The organism is Streptomyces sp. NPDC031379 (assembly GCF_055569615.1).
This window is the reverse complement of record NZ_JBVIIT010000036.1, coordinates 35380-55510: the sequence shown is the minus strand read 5'-3', so window position 1 is coordinate 55510 and position 20131 is coordinate 35380. Positions and strand designations below refer to the sequence as shown.

At 67.6% G+C, this 20131-nt stretch carries 22 protein-coding genes and 1 pseudogene; 12 read left to right on the top strand and 11 right to left on the bottom strand.

The window, feature by feature from the left end:
* Positions 1–69: 69 nt before the first annotated feature.
* A complete protein-coding gene (locus tag ACZ5CW_RS37465; RefSeq protein ID WP_468609605.1) occupies positions 70–603 on the bottom strand; it encodes a GNAT family N-acetyltransferase in 534 nt (177 codons plus the stop codon).
* Positions 600–818, bottom strand: coding sequence for a hypothetical protein (locus ACZ5CW_RS37460; RefSeq protein ID WP_468609603.1), 219 nt, complete (start codon positions 816–818; stop codon positions 600–602). The genes ACZ5CW_RS37465 and ACZ5CW_RS37460 overlap by 4 nt, the downstream gene beginning before the upstream one ends.
* Positions 819–893: 75 nt before the next feature.
* Here ACZ5CW_RS37460 and ACZ5CW_RS37455 point away from each other — a divergent pair, with 75 nt between their 5' ends.
* The 4 genes from ACZ5CW_RS37455 (at position 894) to ACZ5CW_RS37440 (ending at position 5757) form a co-directional block, all read left to right on the top strand.
* Positions 894–1205 carry a hypothetical protein gene (locus tag ACZ5CW_RS37455; protein WP_468609601.1) on the top strand — a complete coding sequence of 104 codons (312 nt, stop codon included), beginning with the start codon at positions 894–896 and terminating at the stop codon, positions 1203–1205.
* Between the two features lie 380 nt (positions 1206–1585).
* On the top strand, positions 1586–3700 hold the full coding sequence (locus tag ACZ5CW_RS37450; protein WP_468609599.1) for a protein kinase domain-containing protein: 2115 nt from the start codon (positions 1586–1588) through the stop codon (positions 3698–3700).
* Between the two features lie 225 nt (positions 3701–3925).
* Complete coding sequence (locus ACZ5CW_RS37445) at positions 3926–4648, top strand: C40 family peptidase (RefSeq protein ID WP_468609597.1); 723 nt, start codon at positions 3926–3928, stop codon at positions 4646–4648.
* Positions 4649–4743: 95 nt separating this feature from the next.
* Positions 4744–5757, top strand: a complete 1014-nt coding sequence (locus tag ACZ5CW_RS37440; protein ID WP_468609595.1) for a hypothetical protein — start codon at positions 4744–4746, stop codon at positions 5755–5757.
* A 307-nt stretch (positions 5758–6064) separates the two neighbouring features.
* On the opposite strand, the gene ACZ5CW_RS37435 is transcribed toward ACZ5CW_RS37440, so the two are convergent.
* On the bottom strand, positions 6065–6229 hold the full coding sequence (locus tag ACZ5CW_RS37435) for a hypothetical protein (RefSeq protein WP_468609593.1): 165 nt from the start codon (positions 6227–6229) through the stop codon (positions 6065–6067).
* Between the two features lie 5 nt (positions 6230–6234).
* Entirely contained in the window at positions 6235–6990 is a 756-nt protein-coding gene (locus ACZ5CW_RS37430) for a hypothetical protein (protein ID WP_468609591.1), read from the bottom strand.
* Between the two features lie 95 nt (positions 6991–7085).
* Between ACZ5CW_RS37430 and ACZ5CW_RS37425 the strand changes: the two genes are divergently transcribed.
* Entirely contained in the window at positions 7086–7346 is a 261-nt protein-coding gene (locus tag ACZ5CW_RS37425) for a hypothetical protein (RefSeq protein ID WP_468609589.1), read from the top strand.
* A gap of 65 nt (positions 7347–7411) precedes the next feature.
* Here the strand turns inward: ACZ5CW_RS37425 and ACZ5CW_RS37420 are convergent, their stop codons facing one another.
* From ACZ5CW_RS37420 to ACZ5CW_RS37400, 5 genes are read right to left on the bottom strand one after another with little or no spacing between them, the layout of a single operon-like run.
* On the bottom strand, positions 7412–8833 hold the full coding sequence (locus tag ACZ5CW_RS37420; protein WP_468609587.1) for a cytochrome P450: 1422 nt from the start codon (positions 8831–8833) through the stop codon (positions 7412–7414).
* Positions 8830–9429: a GTP-binding protein gene (locus ACZ5CW_RS37415; RefSeq protein ID WP_468609585.1), complete on the bottom strand. Its 600-nt coding sequence runs from the start codon at positions 9427–9429 to the stop codon at positions 8830–8832. Before ACZ5CW_RS37415 ends, ACZ5CW_RS37420 begins: the two co-directional genes overlap by 4 nt.
* Entirely contained in the window at positions 9407–9769 is a 363-nt protein-coding gene (locus tag ACZ5CW_RS37410; RefSeq protein WP_468609583.1) for a DUF742 domain-containing protein, read from the bottom strand. Before ACZ5CW_RS37410 ends, ACZ5CW_RS37415 begins: the two co-directional genes overlap by 23 nt.
* Positions 9766–10200, bottom strand: a complete 435-nt coding sequence (locus ACZ5CW_RS37405; RefSeq protein ID WP_468609581.1) for a roadblock/LC7 domain-containing protein — start codon at positions 10198–10200, stop codon at positions 9766–9768. Before ACZ5CW_RS37405 ends, ACZ5CW_RS37410 begins: the two co-directional genes overlap by 4 nt.
* Positions 10197–11729, bottom strand: a complete 1533-nt coding sequence (locus ACZ5CW_RS37400) for an ATP-binding protein (protein WP_468609579.1) — start codon at positions 11727–11729, stop codon at positions 10197–10199. Before ACZ5CW_RS37400 ends, ACZ5CW_RS37405 begins: the two co-directional genes overlap by 4 nt.
* A 262-nt stretch (positions 11730–11991) precedes the next feature.
* Here ACZ5CW_RS37400 and ACZ5CW_RS37395 point away from each other — a divergent pair, with 262 nt between their 5' ends.
* Together ACZ5CW_RS37395 and ACZ5CW_RS37390 are read left to right on the top strand one after the other, a co-directional pair.
* Positions 11992–12738 (top strand): vWA domain-containing protein, encoded by a 747-nt coding sequence (locus ACZ5CW_RS37395; protein WP_468609577.1) that lies wholly within the window; start codon positions 11992–11994, stop codon positions 12736–12738.
* Positions 12739–13461: 723 nt separating this feature from the next.
* Positions 13462–14547, top strand: coding sequence for a hypothetical protein (locus tag ACZ5CW_RS37390; protein ID WP_468609575.1), 1086 nt, complete (start codon positions 13462–13464; stop codon positions 14545–14547).
* Positions 14548–14676: 129 nt separating this feature from the next.
* On the opposite strand, the gene ACZ5CW_RS37385 is transcribed toward ACZ5CW_RS37390, so the two are convergent.
* Entirely contained in the window at positions 14677–15507 is an 831-nt protein-coding gene (locus ACZ5CW_RS37385; RefSeq protein ID WP_468609573.1) for an SAM-dependent methyltransferase, read from the bottom strand.
* Positions 15504–15851, bottom strand: a complete 348-nt coding sequence (locus ACZ5CW_RS37380; protein ID WP_468609571.1) for a hypothetical protein — start codon at positions 15849–15851, stop codon at positions 15504–15506. The genes ACZ5CW_RS37385 and ACZ5CW_RS37380 overlap by 4 nt, the downstream gene beginning before the upstream one ends.
* Before the next feature lie 389 nt (positions 15852–16240).
* Here ACZ5CW_RS37380 and ACZ5CW_RS37375 point away from each other — a divergent pair.
* The 5 genes and pseudogenes from ACZ5CW_RS37375 to ACZ5CW_RS37355 form a co-directional block, all read left to right on the top strand.
* Positions 16241–16441: pseudogene (locus ACZ5CW_RS37375) on the top strand (transposase); the annotation flags it as partial.
* 344 nt (positions 16442–16785) lie between these two features.
* Positions 16786–17394 carry a hypothetical protein gene (locus ACZ5CW_RS37370; RefSeq protein WP_468609569.1) on the top strand — a complete coding sequence of 203 codons (609 nt, stop codon included), beginning with the start codon at positions 16786–16788 and terminating at the stop codon, positions 17392–17394.
* Between the two features lie 10 nt (positions 17395–17404).
* Entirely contained in the window at positions 17405–18496 is a 1092-nt protein-coding gene (locus ACZ5CW_RS37365) for a hypothetical protein (RefSeq protein WP_468609567.1), read from the top strand.
* 134 nt (positions 18497–18630) lie between these two features.
* Positions 18631–19545 (top strand): prenyltransferase/squalene oxidase repeat-containing protein, encoded by a 915-nt coding sequence (locus ACZ5CW_RS37360; protein ID WP_468609565.1) that lies wholly within the window; start codon positions 18631–18633, stop codon positions 19543–19545.
* Positions 19546–19603: 58 nt separating this feature from the next.
* A complete protein-coding gene (locus ACZ5CW_RS37355; protein WP_468609563.1) occupies positions 19604–20050 on the top strand; it encodes a hypothetical protein in 447 nt (148 codons plus the stop codon).
* Positions 20051–20131: the final 81 nt, after the last annotated feature.

Below are 20131 nucleotides of genomic sequence, written 5' to 3'. Positions count from 1 at the left end.
GCCGGGCGGATCGTCCCCGGCCTGCGCAACCAGGTCGGCTTTCTTGTGGTGATTGACGGTTCGGCCGATTCATGCCTGGAACTCGGTGAGATCGATGGCGTGAACACGCAGAGGGTAGCCGTACACCGGGTGTGCCGTCTCCCGCTCGGGCACCATGCCGAGCTTGCGGATGACGTTCTCGGAGGCGTTGTCCCCCACCCGGTTGATGCTGATGACGCGGTCCAGGCCGCGGTCCTGAAGCGCGAACTCCAGCGTGGCCTGCGCGGCTTCGGACGCGTATCCCTGGCCCCAGAACTGTGAGCCGAGCCGCCAGCTGATCGCCACGGCGGGCATCACCTCCGGCAGGAACTCGGGCACGGACAGTCCTACGAAGCCGATCAGCTCGCCCGAGGCCAGCAGCTCGACGGCGAAGAGTCCGAAGCCCTCCTCGTCCCACTCCTCCTCCCACCGCTCGATGGCCTCGGCCGTGTGGTCCAGGTCGCGCACCGAGCCGTCGTCGATCCAGCGCATGACCCGTGGGTCCGCGTTGATGTCCGCCATCGGCACGAGGTCGTCGTCGTGCCAGCTACGGAGGAGGAGACGGGGTGTGCGGATCTCGGTCATGCGCCCATTTTGCCGAAGGCACGCGCCTCATCGGTAATCCGGCGCTCGCCCACGCTGCCGATTCTGGAACCGCAAGGCGTGAAGCCGCCTACACCGCACACCGTGACGGGGGAAACATCGGGCCGACGGCCGCCGGGCAGACGACGTGCCATTTCGGCAGCGCGATCGAGAGGTGAGACCGATTCGCCGACAGCCTGCAGCAGCATCGAGATCATTCACGGAACTGCGGACGGAGCCAGTTTCAAGAAGTGCCAACCCCGTTGGGTTCCCTGTCTGTTTCCGGGCCCCTGGTGCCAGTTCGGCTGCCGTGTCCCTCTCCGCGTCCACGCGCCGCCCTCGCCCGCACCCGCGGGGAGCGCCTGGACCCCACCGCTCGCCACGAATCTCGCCGGACCAGATCCCGCATCGCCACCGAGCCCCAGGACCGCCCCACCCGTAGCGGCGACCGTATCCACGCCGTCGCGGTCCGGCTGAATCGCGATCTGCGCCTCGGCCTCGCGGTCGTGTGGCCGTACCTGTGGCTCCATCTGCCCGATCCGGTACGGACCGAGGTCGCCGCCGCCCGGACGGCCCTCACCCGCGCTTTCACCCTGGGCGGCTGAGTCGTGCTGTACGCCCCGCTCACGCTGTGGTGGTGGCCGCCCTGCTCACTGCGGCCCTCTCGTTCGTCAGGGTTCCCGGCGGCTCGAGGCACGTTGAGACGACCGGTGAGGGTACGGAGATTGAGGGCGCGCGCCCGGGGCGCGCTTAGGCGCTGCGCGCGCTGCGCATTGTCTGGCGCTTGTCCACTGCATGTGCTCTGACCTGCAGTGGAGTTGTCCGGTTGTCCTGCCGGACGTCTCAGACGCTGTTTGGCGGTACGGGCGGCTGGTCGAGGCGGTAGTCATGGAGCAGCAAGTCCGCGCCGGCCGTTCCCGGCGAGCGCGGGGAACGTGACCGTGGGCCTATCCCGCCTGCGGCCGGGGGGTTTGGGAGGGCTGTCATGGCAGGACGCCGGGAGAAGCCGATCAGGCGGGGCGGGGGGCCGATCAAGGAGTTCGCCGAAGGGCTGCGCGTGCTGCGGAGCGAGGCGGGGGTCTCGTACGCGGCGATGGAGAAGCGGGTTCCCTTCAGCAGGGCGACGCTGAACGAGGCCGCGAGCGGCCGCAAACTGCCGGCGAAAGAGCTGGCGCTGGCCTACGTCCGGGCGTGCGGGGCCGATGAGCGCGCGCTGGGCGAGTGGGCGCAGCGGTGGGAGACCGCCAAGGCGGAGGTGGAGCGGCTGGAGCGGCAGAAGACCCAGGCTGCGCAACCGGAATCCGGAGACGGCGGCGGCACCGGGCCGGCCGTCGGGACCCGGCAGGAATCGGTGCGGCCTCCAGGACCTCATGACCCCCGTGAGATCGGCGGGTTCAGGGTGCTGGGGTTCTTGGGTTCCGGTGCGATGGGCCGGGTCTATCTGGGTGAGAGTACCGGCGGCCGACGGGTGGCGATCAAGGTCATCGACGGCGCCCGGGCGGGCGACGTGGAGTTCCGTGCCCGGTTCCGGCACGAGATCGACGCGGCGCGCCGGGTGCACGGGATGTTCACGGCGGCTGTGGTGGCCGCTGATCCTGATGCGGCGGAGCCGTGGATGGCCACCGAGTACGTCGCCGGCCCGCCTGTGCAGGAGGTCGTCGCCTCGCAGGGTCCGCTGACGGCGGACACGGCGATCAAGCTGGCCGCAGGGGTGGCGGAAGCGCTGGCGGCCATCCACGGCGCGGGGGTGGTCCACCGGGATCTGAAGCCGGGGAACGTGCTCGTCGACAGGGACGGCCCGAAGGTGATCGACTTCGGGATCGCGCGCACCCGGGACGCCACGGCGCTGACGCGCACCCAGCTGGTGGTGGGAACCCCTGGCTATGTGGCGCCGGAGCGGCTGACCGCCGGTCAGGCAGGTCCGGCCAGCGACGTCTTCTCCCTGGGAGCACTGCTGGCCTACGCCGTCTCGGGGCAGTCGCCGTTCGGGACGGGTACCACGGAGATCAGTTACCGGATCGTGCACGCCGAGCCGGATCTGGAACCGGTACCCGAGGTGCTGCGCGAGCTGGTGCGTTGGTGTCTGGTCAAAGATCCCGAAGGACGGCCCAGCCCACAGGAGGTGGTCGACTGGTGTCGGGCCCGGGCCGGTCAGGTGGGCGCGGGCTGGCTGCCCGCCCCGCTCGACGACCTGGTCCGTCAGCGCGCCGAGGAGGCCGCCGCGGTCTGTGCGCCCGAAGAGAGGCCCGCAGCGGCGGAACCCGCGCCGCACAGCGGTCGGGTCGTGCTCGCCGTACTGGCCGTCGTGGCGGTCATCGCAGCGGTTGCGGGGCTGCTGGTCTGGCACCCGTTTCAGGAGCAGCCGTTCGCCCTGAGCCCCTCTCACACCCCCTCGTCGAGCGGAACCGCCACCACCGGGATGACCAACGGGCCGACCGCAGGCAGTACCGCCGGCTCGGGCAGCAGCGCCGGCGCCGCTGCAGGGGCCACCGGAAGCACCACACAGGGCTCGGGCGGCGGGACGACCAGCGGTCCCACCGCAGGAAACACCGCCGGCAACTCCGGGGCAACACGGGGGCCGGGTGGCGGGACGACCAGCGGGCCCCCCGGAGGAGACAACGGCGGCGGGGAAAGCAGCAGCGGCCCGAGCGGCAGTGCCTCCAGCGGCAGCAGTCAGGGACCCGGTGGCGGCGGGTCTCACGACAGCGACGACGACAAGGACGACCAGGACGACAAGTCCAGTCCCAGTCAGGACTCGTCGCAGCCGATCCTGATGGGAACGGGGGTCTCCGTTCAGCCGCGGTCGGGCACCGTGGACTGCAGCCAGCCCATCACCTTCACCTTCGGTGCCAGCGCACAGCGGACCGGAACGATCGAGTACAGCTGGTTCCCCGACCAGTTCCTGATCGACCGCGGCTACCAGCCCCGCACCGGAAGCATGACCTTCACCACGCCCAACTCCCAGTACGACACCTACGAGGTCCGCCTGCAGGGCACCCGCCCCGGCGACACCGTGCAGGGCGAGATGGCCGTCCAGGTCACCTCCCCCACCATCGACCGGCAGAAGGTCGCCGACCAGTTCTACCTCACCTGCGCCTGATCCGCGCCCAGGCGGGCAGGCCCGTGTGCCCACATCTCGGGCCTGCCCCCTGACCCACTGAACCTTCCTCTGCACTGCCCTCGGCACGTGGCGCCGCGCGCCACGGCGCGATCCCGCCATGCCTGAAACGGGCTTCCGGCGCGCCCTGGTGAGTCCCCCTGCACCTCCGTGCTGCTCCGGCCGCAGGCGCGGTCGAGTCCCTTCCTCGACAACTGGAGACATGTGATGCACACCGGATTCCACACGGCCACGGCAGCCCGGCGACTGGCCACCATCGTGGTCCTGAGCCTGCTGGCCGCCCTGGTAGGCGTGACGGCGGCCGAACACGCGCACCGTGCCCCGCAGCCGGCCGCTGCCGCGACTCATGAGACCGGGCAGGCCGGGAGGCAGGTGGTGCTGCGCAACGGCGACACTCTGTGGTCGATGGCGCGGCGCCACGGCACCACCGTCGCCGCCCTGCAGCAGGCCAACCACCTGGGTCGCTCCACGCTCATCTACGCCGGGCACCACCTGATCCTGCCGGCCGGACCGAACACCCGCACCCGCACGCCTTCCTCGCACGACACCGGTCACCGCTCCGCCACCGGGCCGGGACGCACAGCGGTGGACTTCGCCCGCCGCCAGCTCGGCGTGCCCTACCGATGGGGCGGCACCGGACACGGCGGGTTCGACTGCTCAGGCCTGGTCCAGGCCGCCTGGCACGCCGCCGGCGTCGACCTGCCCCGCACCACTTTCACCCAGATCTACGCCGGCACCCGCATCTCCCGGGCCCAGCTGCGCCCCGGCGACCTGGTCTTCACCCACCACCGCAGGCACGTCCAGCTCTACACCGGCCGCGGCCGAGTCATCGAAGCCGCCCGGCCCGGCACCTCGGTGGGCTACTCCCCCCTGCCGCCCGCCCGCGCCGTCGACGCCTACCTCCGCCCCACCCCGTCCGGACACCGGTGACACACCCCGCCCCGTCCTCGGCCAACGACCGCGATCCGCACGACCCGCCTGGAACACCACCCGGCGGACCCAACCCCATGGAAAGGAAAGACCCTGTGACTCAGCCCCGAGCAGGAACGGCCCGCAACCTGGCCGCCGCTCTCGTCCTGACTGTCCTGACCCTCCTCATCCAACAAGTACCGGCCCATGCCGACCCGGCACCGGTACCGACCACCGCCATGACCCGCTGCACCCACCACTTCGACCCGGACCAGGCCACCACCCTGCACCTGGCCGGCGGCCGCGGAACCACCTTCCCCCGCAACGACATCGTGCACCCCGGAGACGTCATCCGGATCGTCCCCCACGAGACGGACGAGGTGTCCACCAGCGGCTGGTGGTGGCAGCCCGCCGACGGCTCCAACTGGGTCACCCCCGCCGGCCTCAACCCCCGCCAGAGGGCCGGCGCCGGCTACCCCGCCCCCGGCCTGAACAAGTACAGCCTCATCGCCCGCCTCGCCGGCTTCCAGCCCTACGAAGTCCTCAAGAAGCCCGGCTGCCGCATGGCCGGATCCGCAGGCACCCTGGACCTGCGCATCAACGACGCCCCGGACTGGGACAACTTCGGCGCCTGGAACGTGGACATCCAGCTCTACCGCGAACCCCTGCAGGACGGCGGATTCGAACAGCAGACCACCTCCACCATCCGCCGCCCCTGGCACACCGAAGGCCCCGACACCAAGGTCATCCAAGACGACCTCGGCCAAGCCAACCACGGCAACAAGTCCGCACTGCTCAGCTCCCCCGGCCAGCGCGTATGGAACGCACTGACCCAGACCATCCCCGTACGCCCCCACACCAACTACACGATCACCGGCTTCTTCCGCACCTCCGACAACGTCAACACCGCCTTCTTCGGCGTCCGACTCCCCGGCACCTGGCCCCCCGTCGAACGACACTTCGGCCCCGCACCCGCCTGGTGCCCAGCCACTGACCCCGCCTGCTACAGCCAGATCACGGTCTCCTTCAACTCCGGCGACCACACCACCGTCACCGCCTTCGCCGGCTTCTGGGGCGTCGGCCGACCCGCCACCATGCAGATCGACGACATCCGCGTCCTCTCCTCCTGAACCGACAAAGCAGACCGACGCCCCGGGACCGCACGGTCCCGGGGCTTCCGCAGCCCGCGACACCAGCTCCCAGAGGCAAGTCGTTCCCGCCGGTCCACGCGTGCGGGCACCGCGGACCAGCGGGTGGAGAGGCGGTACTCGTCGGCATGGAATCCGTCCACCAGGCGCAGCGCGGGACACGCGAGGCCGCTGCGTGATCGCGCCTGTGCCCGGCTGGTGACGGTGCCGCAGTGACGGTCGACCTGACGGCGGGCGCGCTCACGCCCTCGATCCGGTACGTCGTCGGCTCGGCCCCGGCCGGGGGCCGTCAGTTCGACCGTGACGTCACGCTTCTCGGCGCGGACCCGGACTGTCGCGGCGAAGCGGATGCGCAGGTCCCGACCGGGTCGGTGAGGAACAGCTCCTCCTCCTCGGCGCGGAGTTCGGTGTCGCTGTTGCCCCGGAGGAGGGGGCCGGGTGAGGTGAGGGACATGCTCGTCAGCCTACGAAGGCGGGGAGTGCGAGGCGGTAGGTTCCGTAGTCGACGAGCCCGGCGAGGGCGGCGAGGACCAGGAACAGGGTCAGTGCGCCCGCCCACTCGCCCCACCCGGTACGGACGACCGCGGTCCCCGGCTTGCGCGGGTGGTAGGCGACCTGTACGGGCTTGCCCTTGTTGCTGCCGGCGGCGTAACGAGTCACGCCGTCCGTGGCCGTGTAGGCGTTGGTGGTCGTGCCGTTCCGGTAGACCTGCTGCGCATCCACGGTGATGCCGTGGCGGCGCAGGTACCAGTCCTCCCACGTGGACGTCAGCCCTGCCCACGCGAGGAAGGTGGCTCCCACGCCGAGTTCCCCGAGCAGCAGGGTCGCGATTGCCCGGCCCCAGTTCTTGTCGACCGCCCCGACGACGACGGCGAGGGCCGCGACCGCGAGGAGGGCCGTGTAGGTCGCCCACTTGGCGGGGGCAGGGAGTCCGGCCCGTACTTCGTCGTCCTCCTCCTCGTCGCCGGAGACCAGACTCCGGGTGACGACGAGCGTGGCGCCGTCGATCGCCTCCTCGGTGCGCTCCGGCAGCGCGGCGTTCACCACGTCGGCGAAGACGGAGGCGGCGGCCGCGCTCACGTCCTTGACCCGGTACACGGTCGGCTCGGAGCCCGCCGGGGCCGTCAGCTCGACGGCGACGTCACGCCTCTCGGCGCGGACGCGCGCGATCGCCGCATACGGGATGCGCAACTCGTCGTCCGGGCGACGCAGCAACAGCTCCTCGCCGTCGGAGCGGAGTTCGGTGCCCTTGTCGCCCTGGAGGACGGGTATGGGCGAGGCCGATCAACACGACGGGCACGGGGTCCGTCGTGTACGAGTTCACGACCCAGGACGGTCAGACGGTCCGGCACGGCACGGGCGTCTCCATGGGCCCCGCGCACGTGGTCGGCGACCTGTACCCGTTGGTCTACGACCCGTACAACGTGAAGCGCGTTCACATGGGGACGAAGGCGACGGTCCGCAAGGAGCGCAAGTGGCGCCAGGGCTCCGTGCGCGGCGCGCAGCGGACCGCTGCCCTGTCCTTCGCGGCGGGCGCGCTGGCGACGGTGGGTCTGATCGTCAGCCCCTGAGTCACCGAACGGCGGAGCGGTCCTCGCCGCCGATGCTCTTGGCATTTCGCGCATGCGACGCAGTCTCACCCCCGACGACTCTTCGAGAAGGTCGGTAGGGAGTTCCACCAGTGCTGCCGCGAGGTCCTCCTGGGTGCGGGTTCTGACGTGGTGGATGTCGGCGGCGCAGGGGTCGATGCCGGCAGGACCGGGTTCGCTGTTCCGTCATTCCTCACGGAGGGCGGGTGGGCGGGGCCGATTGGGGGGAAGTGCACGGGCAGGGCGGCCAGGGCCCGGTGGAAGGGTCCGGGCCGCCACTGCAGGTCCTCGACGGGTACGGCTAGTTCGATGTCGGGGAGCCGGTCGAGGAGCCTTTCCAGGGCGGCTGCGGCGATCAACCGGGCGGGGTCTTTGGCCGGACAGGTGTGCGGGCCCGCGCTCCACGCAAGGTGCGCGCGGTTGCCGGTCCGGCGGTCGCCGAGACCGATACCGGTGTTCGCGGCAGCCAGGCTGATCAGAAGGGGGGTGCCCGCGCGCAGGAGCTGTCCGTCTAGCTCCACGTCGTGGAGCGGATAGTGAATGGCGAAGTTGGCCAGCGGGGGGTCGGTCCACAGCACCTCGTCGATGGCGTCGTCGACCGGCATGCTGCCGCCTGCGAGGTCACCTGCGAACCGGTCGTCGGACAGCAGCAGCCGCAGCCCGTTGCAGATCAGGTTCTGCTGCGGCTCGGTGCCGGCGCCCATGAGGAGCACCAGCTGGTGCATCATCTCCTCGTCGGTGAGCCGGGCCGGATGCGCCATCAGCCAGGACGACAGGTCCGGACCCGGCTTACTGCGTTTGAGGGCGACCAGTTCGGCGACGCCCTCGGTCAGGACCGCGTTCGCCTTCTCCGAGTCGGCGTCGGCGTCGAAAATCCCGGACATGCCGTCGACGAGCTTGTCCCCGATGTCCGGTGGGCAGCCGAAGAGCTGGTTGAAGACCAACAAGGGCAGGACGGCACCGTACTCGGAGAGCAGATCCGCCCGCCCCTTGGGCCCGATCCGGTCGATGAGTGTGTCGGCGCTGTGCTCTACGTACCCCCTGAGCGCGTTGGGGTCGATGCGGCCGAGGCTGTCGGTGATGGCGCCGCGCAGCCTGCTGTGCTGCTGTCCGTCGGTGTACAGGGCGTTCGGCCGATACATCATCATGGGCACGACCGGGCTGTCCGCCGGCACCGTCCCGTCGGCCAGGGCCCGCCATCGCCGTGGGTCCTTGGAGAAGCGCTCCGGACTGCGCAGCACCTGAAGCGCCGTCTCGTAGCCGGTGACCAGCCAGGCGTGCACACCGGGTGCTATCTCCACAGGCGCGACGCAGCCATCGGCCCGCAGCCGGGTGTACGACGCCATGGGATCGGCGGCGAATTGAACTCCGTACAAGCGCTCCACCGGACGCGCACCCGCGTGCGCCGGGCAGCCGGCAGGAGGTGCCGCCTGGGGTGTCGGCCGGGGTGTGGGCTGGGGCGTCGTCATGATTGCTCCCCATAGGTGCGGGTCTGTAGGTACTCGACGAGGGAGATCAGTGCTCCGGCTGAGGACGTGGCTTCGCGCGCGTCGCATGTGACCAGCGGGGTTTGCGGAAGCAGGTCGAGCGCTTCCCGGATGTCCGCCTCCGGAAATGTGGGCGCGCCCTCGAACTGATTGACAGCGACCGCGTACGGCAGGCCGTGCTCTTCCAGCAGACCCATGATGTCGAAGGAGTGGTCGAGCCTTCGGGTGTCCGCCAGCACCAAGGCGCCGAGTGCTCCGTACAGCATGTCCTCCCACAATCGGGTGAATCGTTTCTGCCCCGGGGCGCCGAAGAGGTACAGCACCAGGGAATCACTGAGCGTGAGGCGGCCGAAGTCCATCGCCACGGTTGTCGTCTTCTTGTCGGGGGCCCCCGAAAGATCGTCGATGAATTCTCCCGCCCGCGTCATCGTTTCTTCGGTGCGCAGGGGGCGGATCTCGGAGAGGGTTCCGACGAATGTGGTCTTGCCGACGGCGAAATGGCCGACGACAAGAATCTTGACCGCGGTCGTGACGGTGTCACCGACGTAGACCGGTTCAGAAGCGGGCGCGGAGCCCATCAAGCACCTCCTGCAGAAGCTGGGCATGGGGGCGTTGTGCCTTGGGGACGGGAGGCCGCATGGTGAGATGGCCGCTGTCGATGAGGTCGCTGACCACAACCTTGGTGACGCTCACCGCCAGAGCGAGGTGGGCGGCCATTTCGGCGACCGACAGGGCTCCACCCCGGCACAGTTCCATGACCCGCCGTTTCTCCGGATTCAGACCGCTCAGGGAACGATTGCGCCCCGCCATCACCAGCGTGACCAGGTCCACCGTGTTGCGAGTCGGATGAGCACGGCCTTCTGTGACGACGTACGGCCGTACGAGTCCTCTGTCAGGCCCCCATCGTGGCGGAGTCACTGCGTACCTGTGCCCTCTTGCATGCCGGCCGCCGGAGTCAGCCGCGGCGCAGAGGTCAGTTCCTTGCCGAGCCGGTCGACCAGCTTGTGCATGCTGTAGGTGACGGCTTCCATGTCGACGTCCTGGCCGGCGGAGACCGCCAGATACGCGCCCGCGCCGGCGGCCACCAGGAAGACGTACCCGTCCGCGAACTCGACGAGTGTCTGCTGCCACGGCGAGGTCTGCTGTGCACAGAACTCGGCCGTACTACGACTGATCGACTGGAGCCCGCACAGCGCCGCGGCCTGCCGCTCGGCCTCGTCGCGGTCGATGTCCTTGGAGTGGGCGCGGAGCAAGCCGTCCGCGGAGAGCAGGATCGCATGGCGGGCTTCAGGCACCTTCAGGACCTCGTCGAGCATCCATCCGAGTTCGTTGGTCATAGGGCCGGTCATTGCTCGGCGTTTCCTTCGCTGTCGGTGGAGGCATCACGGCCGGCGCGGGTGCCGCGGGCGAATGCGCCCATACGGGTGGCGGTCTCGGCGGCAGGGCGGGCGAGCGGGGGGCCCGAGCGGGCCGGGTCCGCTGGGTCAGCGCGCTCCTGGTGCAGCGGGGTGCGTCTGTGACGCTTGGGCAGGACTGCCGCAGTGGACGGCGTCGCCGCTCCCGCCTCGGGGAAGGGTGACGATTCTCCGGAGGGCCCGGGGCGGGCAGTTGCCTCGGCGGCAGTGTCCGTTCGGGCCTCGAAGGAGGGGGACGAAGGGGCGGGAGGGGTCCCGGCATCCAGCGCGGGAATCGGCGGCCCCATGAAGCGCACCCGCTTGAGGAGGGCGTTGGGGAGGAAGAGCACGGCCCGCACGCCGCCGTACGGTGACTGCGTGTCGACACTGACGCTGAAACCGTACCGGGCGGCAAGGACGCCGATCACGGCGAAGCCGAACTGCGGCGGGACGCCGAGCCGGTGGATGTCGATGTCCTTGCTGCCGGACAGACGTCGCGCGGCTTCGTCGGCTTCGCGTGCGTCCAAGCCGATGCCGGCGTCGTCGACGACGACACTGACGCCGTTGTGGGCCGGCTGGATGCTCACTTCGACTGTGGTGTTGGGCTGGGAGTGCCGCGCTGCGTTGTCCAACAGTTCCGCAACCGCGAGGACGACCGCCTCGACAGCCTGGCTCACCACGTCCATGTCCACCCGGGAGTGCACCTTGATGCGTCGGTAGTCCCGGATTCTCGACGTCGCGCCGCGTACCACGTCCAGCAGCGGCGACGCGGCCCGCTGCCGTCCGGGCCATGAGCCGCAGAGCACGGCGACGGCCTGGGCCCTCCGGCCGAACTGCGCGTTGGCGTGGTCGATCTCCAAGAGGTCCTGGAGCACGTGGGGGTCGTCGTGCCGGCCTTGCATCTGCGAGATCGACAGCTGCTGCTCACTGGCCAGGGCCTGCAGGGCGCGCATCGTCGCCTTCAGCGTTGCCTTCGCGGACTTGTCCGCCCGCGACTGCGCGGACTCGCCGGCCCTGGAGAGTTGGTCGACGACCCTGTGCAGGTTCTTTCCATACGCCGATGCGGCGGGATCCGCATGGAGGGGTCCAGGAACGGGCGTGGTACCGGCATCGCGGGACGCCTCTAGCAGAGCGGGGAGCCGGACCTCGGCGAGGTGCCGCATCTCCTCTTCGCGGGCGAGCAGTTCGCCTTCGTGGAGCCGCAGTCGGCGGCGTAGGGCGGCGGTGATCCGGTACTGGTGTATCAGCAGCAACAGTCCGACGAACGTGACCATGGCGAGGCACCAGAACACCGCCCCCGGTATGTGTTGTGTCATCAGGTCCTCATACAAGGGGGAAGCGGGAATGCCCGCGGGGAGCGGGACAAGCGGCGAGCCGGCTGCGGCCGATCGGATTTCGATCGGCCAGGCGGGACGCGGCATGGTGGCGCTGGTGAGGCCGGGGATCTCCCCGGCCCTTTCAGGGGCGCCAGAGTGATCGATCATCCTCGTTCCGAAGGGAGGGCTTCAAGTGCCCTGGATAACAAACCGAACACAACCAAGAGCTACCGTCAGGTAACTCTCCGTTGTGTTGAAATCGGCAGCTCGCCGCGATGACAGCCAGCACTGCCACGCGAGAGCGCCGACCGCGATCAGGCCGACCGGGACCGGTAGCACGGCGAGCGGAGCAAACAGACCAAGCCGCACTGTTCGCAGCCGAATAGGCAAACGGTGCATCTGCTCGGAAGCAGGGCGCCATCATGAGGGAGTGATCCCGACGAACGGTAGTGAGCGCACCGCGGCCGTCAGCCTGACCAAGGTGCAGGAGAGGGCACCCGAACTGGTCAGCCTGTACAAGGCGGCGGGTGCCAGCGTGCGCAGACATGGGCTGGAAGAGGTACGGGCTGCCGTGTATCTCGTGCTGGACCGCTCGGGGTCGATGCGACCTTATTACCGGGACGGCACCATGCAGCACCTGGCCGAGCAAGTTCTGTCACTGTCGGCTCACCTCGATGACGACGGGACCGTTCCGGTGGTGTTCTTCTCCACTGACGCCGAAGGATCCACGGACCTGACGCTCGGCGGACACCGCGGCCGCGTCAACAAGCTGCACGAGAATCTCGGTCACATGGGACGCACCAACTATCACTGGGCCATGGACGAGGTGATCGACCACTACATGGGATCCGGCAGCCACTGCCCCGCACTGGTCGTCTTCCAAACCGACGGCGGCCCCACCAGCAAGTTCGCTGCCGAACGCTACCTGTGCAAGGCCGCTCGACTGCCTTTGTTCTGGCAGTTCATCGGCTTCGGCGACCCTGATGACAACGAGTTCACGTTCCTGCGCAAGCTGGACACCCTCGCCGTCCCGGCCCGCCGCATCGTCGACAACGCAGGCTTCTTCCACGCCGGCCGCACCCCGCAAGCCATCCCAGACCACCACCTCTTCGATCAGCTACTGCAGGAATTCCCCGACTGGCTGGCCGCCGCCCGCACCGTCGGCATCGTGCAGTGAAACGTCCACGGTTACCCCTGCACCAGTGCGGCGGCGGCCGCCAGGTCCACTGTTACCGACCTCGCGGGGGGGCAATAGCCGTTGGACCGGCGGCATCCAGAGGTGGCCTGCACGGTCGGTCGCATCCACTACTCCGAACCAGGAGGCGGTGGATGCGTTCCGGGCGCGGGTCTGACCTGGAAGTACATCTCCTTGAGTCCTTCGGCGGCGATCTGCTGCACCTGCTGATCGCTGACGCCTGACCTTCTCCGACCTGACCAGCACGGAACTCCACTTTCCGCACAGTGTCGGCCTGTTCGACACCTGGGGCCTGGATCTGGCCCCCCAAGGTCGCCGGCCTCGCCTACCAAAGGGCGCCCCGCCGGCTTGTCGTACGGCCAATGATCAGCCAGGACCGTATGCAATACGGTCCTGCCGCCTCCACGGCGCGATCCGTACGCCACGCCACCGGGCACCGGTCGACCGCCGCCGAGACCTTGGCGGCCTCCCTCGCCGCCCGTGCCTACGCCCTCAACGACCAGGTCGATCGCATGTGCGACGCCCCATCCGTCTCGGTGCCGGAATGCTCGTGCATCACGTGGTGACTCTGCGACGTGTGTCGCCGCCTTGGCTCACGCCCTGCGCAAGACGGGGAAGGTACTCTGGCTGATGTGCCGGCCGGTCGTCTCATGACAGGGATGCGGCTGGCCGCTCGAGGAAACGCTCTCTCACAGGTAGGCCAGCGTGGGAATTCCCGGGCATTTGCGGCAGGCGGTCGACCGCGCTGCCAGCCGCAGTCTTGAGACCGAACTTGAGGCTCGGGGGTTGCTGCTCAGCCATGCCGCGCTGGCCTCGGCCACGATCAACGCCGTCCAGTCGGGTGAAACGCTGCTCCGTCGCGTCATTGATCTCTGTTACGCGGACGAGCGGGAGGGGGACAGCGAGTTCGAGTTCGACGACGACCAAGCTGCCATGCGCATTGGGCTCGGGCTCGCTTACGGGTCGGTCACGGCCAGCCTGCTCGCGCCACCGAGGCCTACCGGCCGCGAACAGGCAGCCGCCATCGATCTGTCCTGCGCCGTGTTCAACTTGGGTGCTGGTCTTGTCGACGGCCTTTGCGACTGTACTCCGGCGCTCGGGCTGGAGTTCCTCGAGATTGTCCAGGCCCTGGATCTGGCCGGATCCACGCGCGATCGCTGGCCGGCTGGTCGGCTGCGATCGGCCCTGCCGGCTCCGCTCTCGACGAATCTCAGCGTGGCCTTCGCCGCCCGAATCATCGACGCCCTTCTCGGCCTCCTGTACCTCGGGCACCCAGGCGATGCGGGGGCAGCGGTGCGCGATCGCGTCGGTGCCCTCTTGGACGAGGCTCTGGAAGCAGAACATCGGTCCGTCCAGCGCCCGGCGGAAGCCGTCACACGTGACCGGCTGATCGAGTACTCGCGACGTACCTCCGTCTTGCCATTCCAGATCATCGAACACCTCGCCACGGGCTCCCCCGTCATCGCCTCACCAACGGCGGGCACGCTGCTGGGCGAGGCGATGTGGCGTATCGACGACTTGGTCGATCTCAGTCAGGACGCTGGCGACGGCGCTCTGAACGCCGTGTTGCTGGCTACGACAGACGAGCCGTGGTCTTCAAGCGCCTGCGACGGCGTGGCCAAGCTCGAACGGGCGATTGCGTCAGACGCCATCCCTCTTACAGCGACCGAGGCCGCAGAGTGCCTCGCAGCGGGGCTGGCAGCGGCCTCGGGTGGGCAGACGGACAGTGCCGCTTGCCAGCTTTTCCTGTCGTTCGTCCATCGGTACGCCGGCCTTCCTCCGCACAGCTAGTGCTGTGGCCGGGAACCTGTGTCCTGGAGGTGCACGGACGACCCCGACGCGTTGATGGGCATCGGCTGTTTCGTGTGCCGGGTGTTTGTGCGACGGCCTCAGGCCCTCGGGCTGATCCGGCCACCTCAGCTACGCCTCGGGGTGTGCCTCCCTACCGACCATAACGTCGAACAGCTCGCGGTCCTTGATGGACCGCTCGGTGAGAGCCGGTAGGTACAGCGTGCCGACGCCAGGCGCCCCTTCGAGTTCAGTCGCCAGATGACCCAACTGCAACGAGACCACCGAAGAACGGATGAGCGGGTGGTTCTTGCAGGTGACCAGCTTGACCTGATGGTCGTGGGGATAGAAACGCAGCAGGTAGTCCCGCAGTGGCTCGAACTGCCGTGCGGCGTAAGACTCGATGGGGCAGGTCGGATCGCCAACCACCGTCGGCTGCCAGATCACACAGGTGACGTCGCTCTGAATGGGGCGCTGGCGCAGCAACAGGTCAGTGGCCTCGTACATCTGGATGCCACCGTTGGCGATATCGGTACCGAGGTCGACCAGCAACGTATCGAACGCGGATACCCCAGCGAACACCTCGACGTGCAGGCCCAACAGCGGCGCGACGCGATTGATCAATGTCGTGGGGTAGCAGTACACCCAGGGGTGGCCGTAGGCGGCCAGGCAGACGGGCGTCTCTTCGAACGCCGCCGACACAACCTCGGCCGCCATCCGATGATAGGTCGGGAGGCGGTTTTCGCCCGGCTCGTACAGGTAGCTCAGGTCGGTCACGCGCGGACACAGGGTCTCGATGTACTCGGGGACCCCGTATCCCGATGCGACCACGAACGTGTGCTTGCTGCGCCGGATGACTTCCTCGGCCTCACGCGTGAGCTGGTGCGTCCCGACGATGCCGGTTCCGACGATGCCGATGTCGAACGGCCACACTGAAGTTTCGGCCGTGGTGAGGTCGCTCATCCGATCAACCGAAGCAGACGAAGTGTCGACTCACGGCGCTCCTCATCGTTGTCGGCCCGATGGACGGACTCGACCTCGCGCGCGATCATCTCACTGACGTCTTCCTGTTTCTCTGCAGCTGCTCTGTTAATCCAATCGTGAGTGCCGGAGATCTTGATCGTGAAGCGCATGCTGGTCCGCTCCTGCAACGCGTCGGCCAACCGATGGGGTTCGCGAAACGTAGCCAGCTCTTCCGGGCTCAGCGAATAGTCGGCGAGCGCCGTTGCCGGATCGAGTTGGCAGTGGATGTAGAAGGCGTAGTCACGCTGAACGCGAGCGAGCGCTTCCCTGTAGTCGCGTCTCATGCTCTCTCTCCTCGGGTCCGTCTCCTCTAGAAGCGATCTGTCCCGTCAAAGAACTGTGCCGAGTTCAACGATCGGCTCCACCAGGCGTTTAGATAATTATGGGACTGTACTGGGCGGTTCGCATGTCAGCTGAGTCATTCGAGTTCCACTGCCGGATGCGCTGGTCAGCTGGGCGCCTCCAGGTCTACGGGTGCGGCCGCTCAGCCCCTCGCCGAAGTGGACGGTCTTGCGCGCTCCCGGACGGACCAGCCGCGTCCGGATGTTCTTGACGACCGTGCGCGACACGTTCCGCCGGCGTTACTCGTCGTCCGTGTTTCCACAATCTTGGCCGGTATGGGATCCGGAGGCTTAGTTGAATGCCGTTCCGACGTGGGCGCGCAAGCCTCCGGGGAAACCGCAGGGCCGACACGGGTGGGCCCTCTCCCTTGGCGGCAATCGTGTTCGCCGCCACGTCAGGCTGCACGTGGAACCAACTTCCGCCTGGCTTTGGCCCGTCGGGCGTGACCGCGTTCCGCCGGCTCACTGAGTGGTCACAGGCCCGTGTAAATGGCCTGTCAAGGCGAATTCGACGCGCCGGCGGCGGTGCCCGCACATCTCCAGGTGGAGAACCTCACGCTGAAGGAGAAGCTCACAGAGTCGTACGGGTGATGTGCCTGACCCAACTGGCCAACTTCACGTTTCCACCTTCATGCAGGCGAGGTACAGAGAAATCGCACCGAACTTCCGCGGCAAGCGGGCACCAGCGTGAGAAAAGGAGACATGCTGTGTCATGGATCAGCGGGCAATGCCAAGGTGACCGTCGGTACGAGTGCACTTACGCTGCTTGGGACAGTTGGAGCACTCAGTGGTGCCGGGACTCGGACTGGCCGTGCTCCAACGTGGACGACGGCGGTTACCTCATCAATGTAGTCGACCACAACGCACAGTCGAGCGGATGGTGAGCAACATGTCGGAATACGAGGAACTCGATCCGCGTACTCGTCGCGGCTATCAGGACCTGCTCAAAGACCTGCCTCAGATGGCCAACCCCCCTCTCGTCACCGAGGCCGATCTGCGGGAGATCGTCAAGGTCAAGCCAATCCTTGACCACCTGCAATTCCCCATCAATAGCGCAGGCCACATGCTGAACCAACTGGGCGGGCCGACAGCAACATTCAACGTGCTCGGTGTCCAGGTCTCACCGGCGCGCATGATCAAGTATCTCCCGGGGTCCTTCTTTCCTGTTCAATCCATGGAGAGCCTCGTCGAGAAGCTGGCCGGGGTCATGCGCGAGAATCGCAAACAGGTTGACACCATCAAAGAACTCAAGCAGCTACGCACGGAGCTTCCTCAGATCCAGTATCCGGTGCAGAACAGGAGCCAACTCGCGGAGAAGATCGGGCCGAACAGAGTCTTCCGAGTCATGGGCCACAATCACCGTGTATCGGATGCGGTGAGCGCTGTCACCGACGACATGTTTCCCATCACGTCCCAGGCCGACCTGGAACGGAAGATCGCATACCTCATGCGAAATCGCCCCCTGATCCGCCCGCACGAAGCGTAATGGAGCAGTCGTGCAGGGGTCGGTACAGCCGTTGAAAATCGAGGATGACGTCAGCGAGTGGCCGATCGCGATGTTGCTGGACGAACTCTGGCTCCGCGGTCGTCGCGCCTTGGTCCGGACGCTCGAACGCGAGGGCATGTGGCCAAGCCGAGAACAGCAACAGGCCTATCGCTCCCAGCAACGAGACCTGGGCCGAAGCCTTTGCAGTGAGGTACTGGAGCCGTGCCTGGGGCCGAACTATCCGGAACTGCTCCACGGCGACACCGTATGGGGCCCCGCCAACCTCTCTGTGCGCCGCAGGCTGCCTTACGTCTTGGCATTCGGTCATGGTGTGACCACGACCCTCCACCGTCTTGTGCGGGGCGACCGCCTGCCCGAGGAGGTCGGCAAGGCAAGCGCCCTCTTCAACCTCGGTGTCTCGCTCTTCGACCTCACCCACGACGGCTTCCCCGATGTAGCGACTCGCCTTGGCGAACTCTTGACGCCCGAGAGTGTGGCTGGGGCTGCGGCGGGTGCCGTGGACGTCAGCCTGGCCGAGTCACGGCGAGCCGAGGAGTCGCCGGAGGTGACACTTCTCCTGGCTATCGTCACGGACTTCTTCCGCAGGGTTTCCTTGCTCGAAGCCAGGAAGAACCGGCGCCGCGAGCTGGTCGAGGCAGTAGTCACCGCGCACAGCGTCGAACTCGAGTCGGCTCGCTGCCCAGCCTCATCCTCGTCGGCCAAGTCCCTCTCGGTGGAATCGTCAAAAGCTCCGTTCCGGGTGCTTGGGTGCCTAGCTGCGCTGGACTTGGACGACGCTGATGCGAAGCTCATCCGTGACGTCTGCGATCGGCTCGGCGCCCTGTTCGCAATCGTCGACGACCTCAGCGACCTGGTCGTTGACATACAGGACGGTGCGCTCAACAGCGTGCTGCTTTCAGCTGCCTCAGCGGAACGCCGTACGGATCGCTCCATCATCGAAGGACTGCTCGACTCGGACGGCATCCAAGAGGCTGCGGCTGAGGCAGCAGCAATTCTGCATGAACTCGCATCATTCCCTCAGGCAAGCGAATGCGGACTTACTGCATTCCTGCACCACAGCATCCGGGCGTGGATTGAATGAGGACAATCTCTGATATTTCACAGCAAGCCTTGTCCAGTTCCATCTCCAGGGCTATCGGTCATCTCTGTGGCAAGCTCGATGCAGACGGTGTGTGGCGGGACTTCCGAACGTTGGCAGGAACGAGTTCCGACTGGGTGACCGGCTACGTCTGCTGCGCCCTTTCCGAATTGCAGGAAGTGTCACCACACACCAGCCTGGCCACTCGACGACTCATCGTCCGGCAGCGTCCCGACGGCGGTTGGGCGTACAACACGGCCGTGCCCAGTGATGCGGACAGCACAGCGTGGGCTGTGACCGCCCTGACCACCGTGCCGCGCTGGCGCCCGTCGGCCCTCCTGCGAGCGGCGACTTACCTGACTCGGCATCAAGATCCTCAAACGGGAGGCGTCAGTACATACGACAGCGCCGACGGCATCGAGCGCTTCATCGGCGCTGAGCCCGAGATGGTCACGGGTTGGACGCAGCCTCACCTGTGTGTCACTGCGAGCACGGTTACCGCTCTGGCCGCACTTCGTGGTGCGGACGACAACGCCGTGAGCCGAGGTGCCTCGTACGTACGGGACGCTCGTGACGATGACGGCTTGTGGCGCAGCTATTGGTGGCCGGGCATCACGTATCCCACCTACATCGCCCTCAAAGCCCTCGCCTCTGCCCGTAGAGTGGACGCTGGACTCATGCGCAACGCTCGCGATGCCTTGTGCGAGCGAGCGGAAGCCGAGGGAGCCTGGAGCACCTGTCCGGAGGTCGGCCCCTCCGGCTTCGCCACGGCTCTCGCACTGCGCACCCTGCTCTTCGGGGGGTCTGCGCAATGCGAAGTATCGATGTGGGCCGTACGGCACCTGCTCGACATGCAACTCGATGACGGCTCATGGCCCGCAGAGCCCATCCTCCGGATTCCATCGCCGAATGTGATGACCCCCGACAAGCAGGGCCGGTGGCTCACGGATGCCCTGGGCACCGGTGTTCTCGTAAGCGACTTCAACCAAGTCTTCGGTACGGCCACAGTCGTGAACGCGCTGGCCCGGTACCGCGAGTTGACCGCTCAATGACCGCGAATTCAGCCGGCGACAGCACCGACGCCCGCGAACAGGTGGAGGTAATCCCCCCATGACCTCTCAGCGTGAAACCCGCAGGGTGAGCAACACTCTCTTCCAGGCCGTGTACGACTCGCCCGCCTCGCTGCCCGGCCGCCACCAGTGGGTTACCAGGGAGGCGGACGTACGCGAGGTGGAACAGCTCCTTGGCATGGAGGCCGGAACTATCGGGGCCCCGCTCTGGGTGAGTGGCGACTCCCGCGCGTGCACCTCATGCGGCCGGGAACCCAGCTGGCTGGACATCGTCTCGTCGGCACTCGCCAGCACACACGAGCGCAAAATGATCGCGGAAGTGATCCTCGGCGAGCACAAGTACGTGAACACCGAGGCCCCCGAGGCTGTCGCCGGACTGCTGTGCCATGGTTGTGGTGAAGCGATCACGGATCTGCGCAGCTTCAAGTGCCACAACTGGGCCTACGCCTTCGAAGACCTCCAGGCCGTGCTGGACCGCATCGATTGAGAACTCCTGACAACATGGCCTGCGATGTGGTCGGATCGCTTCGAGCTCGCCCCAACGGACGCCTTGCCGCGAACCCGGGCG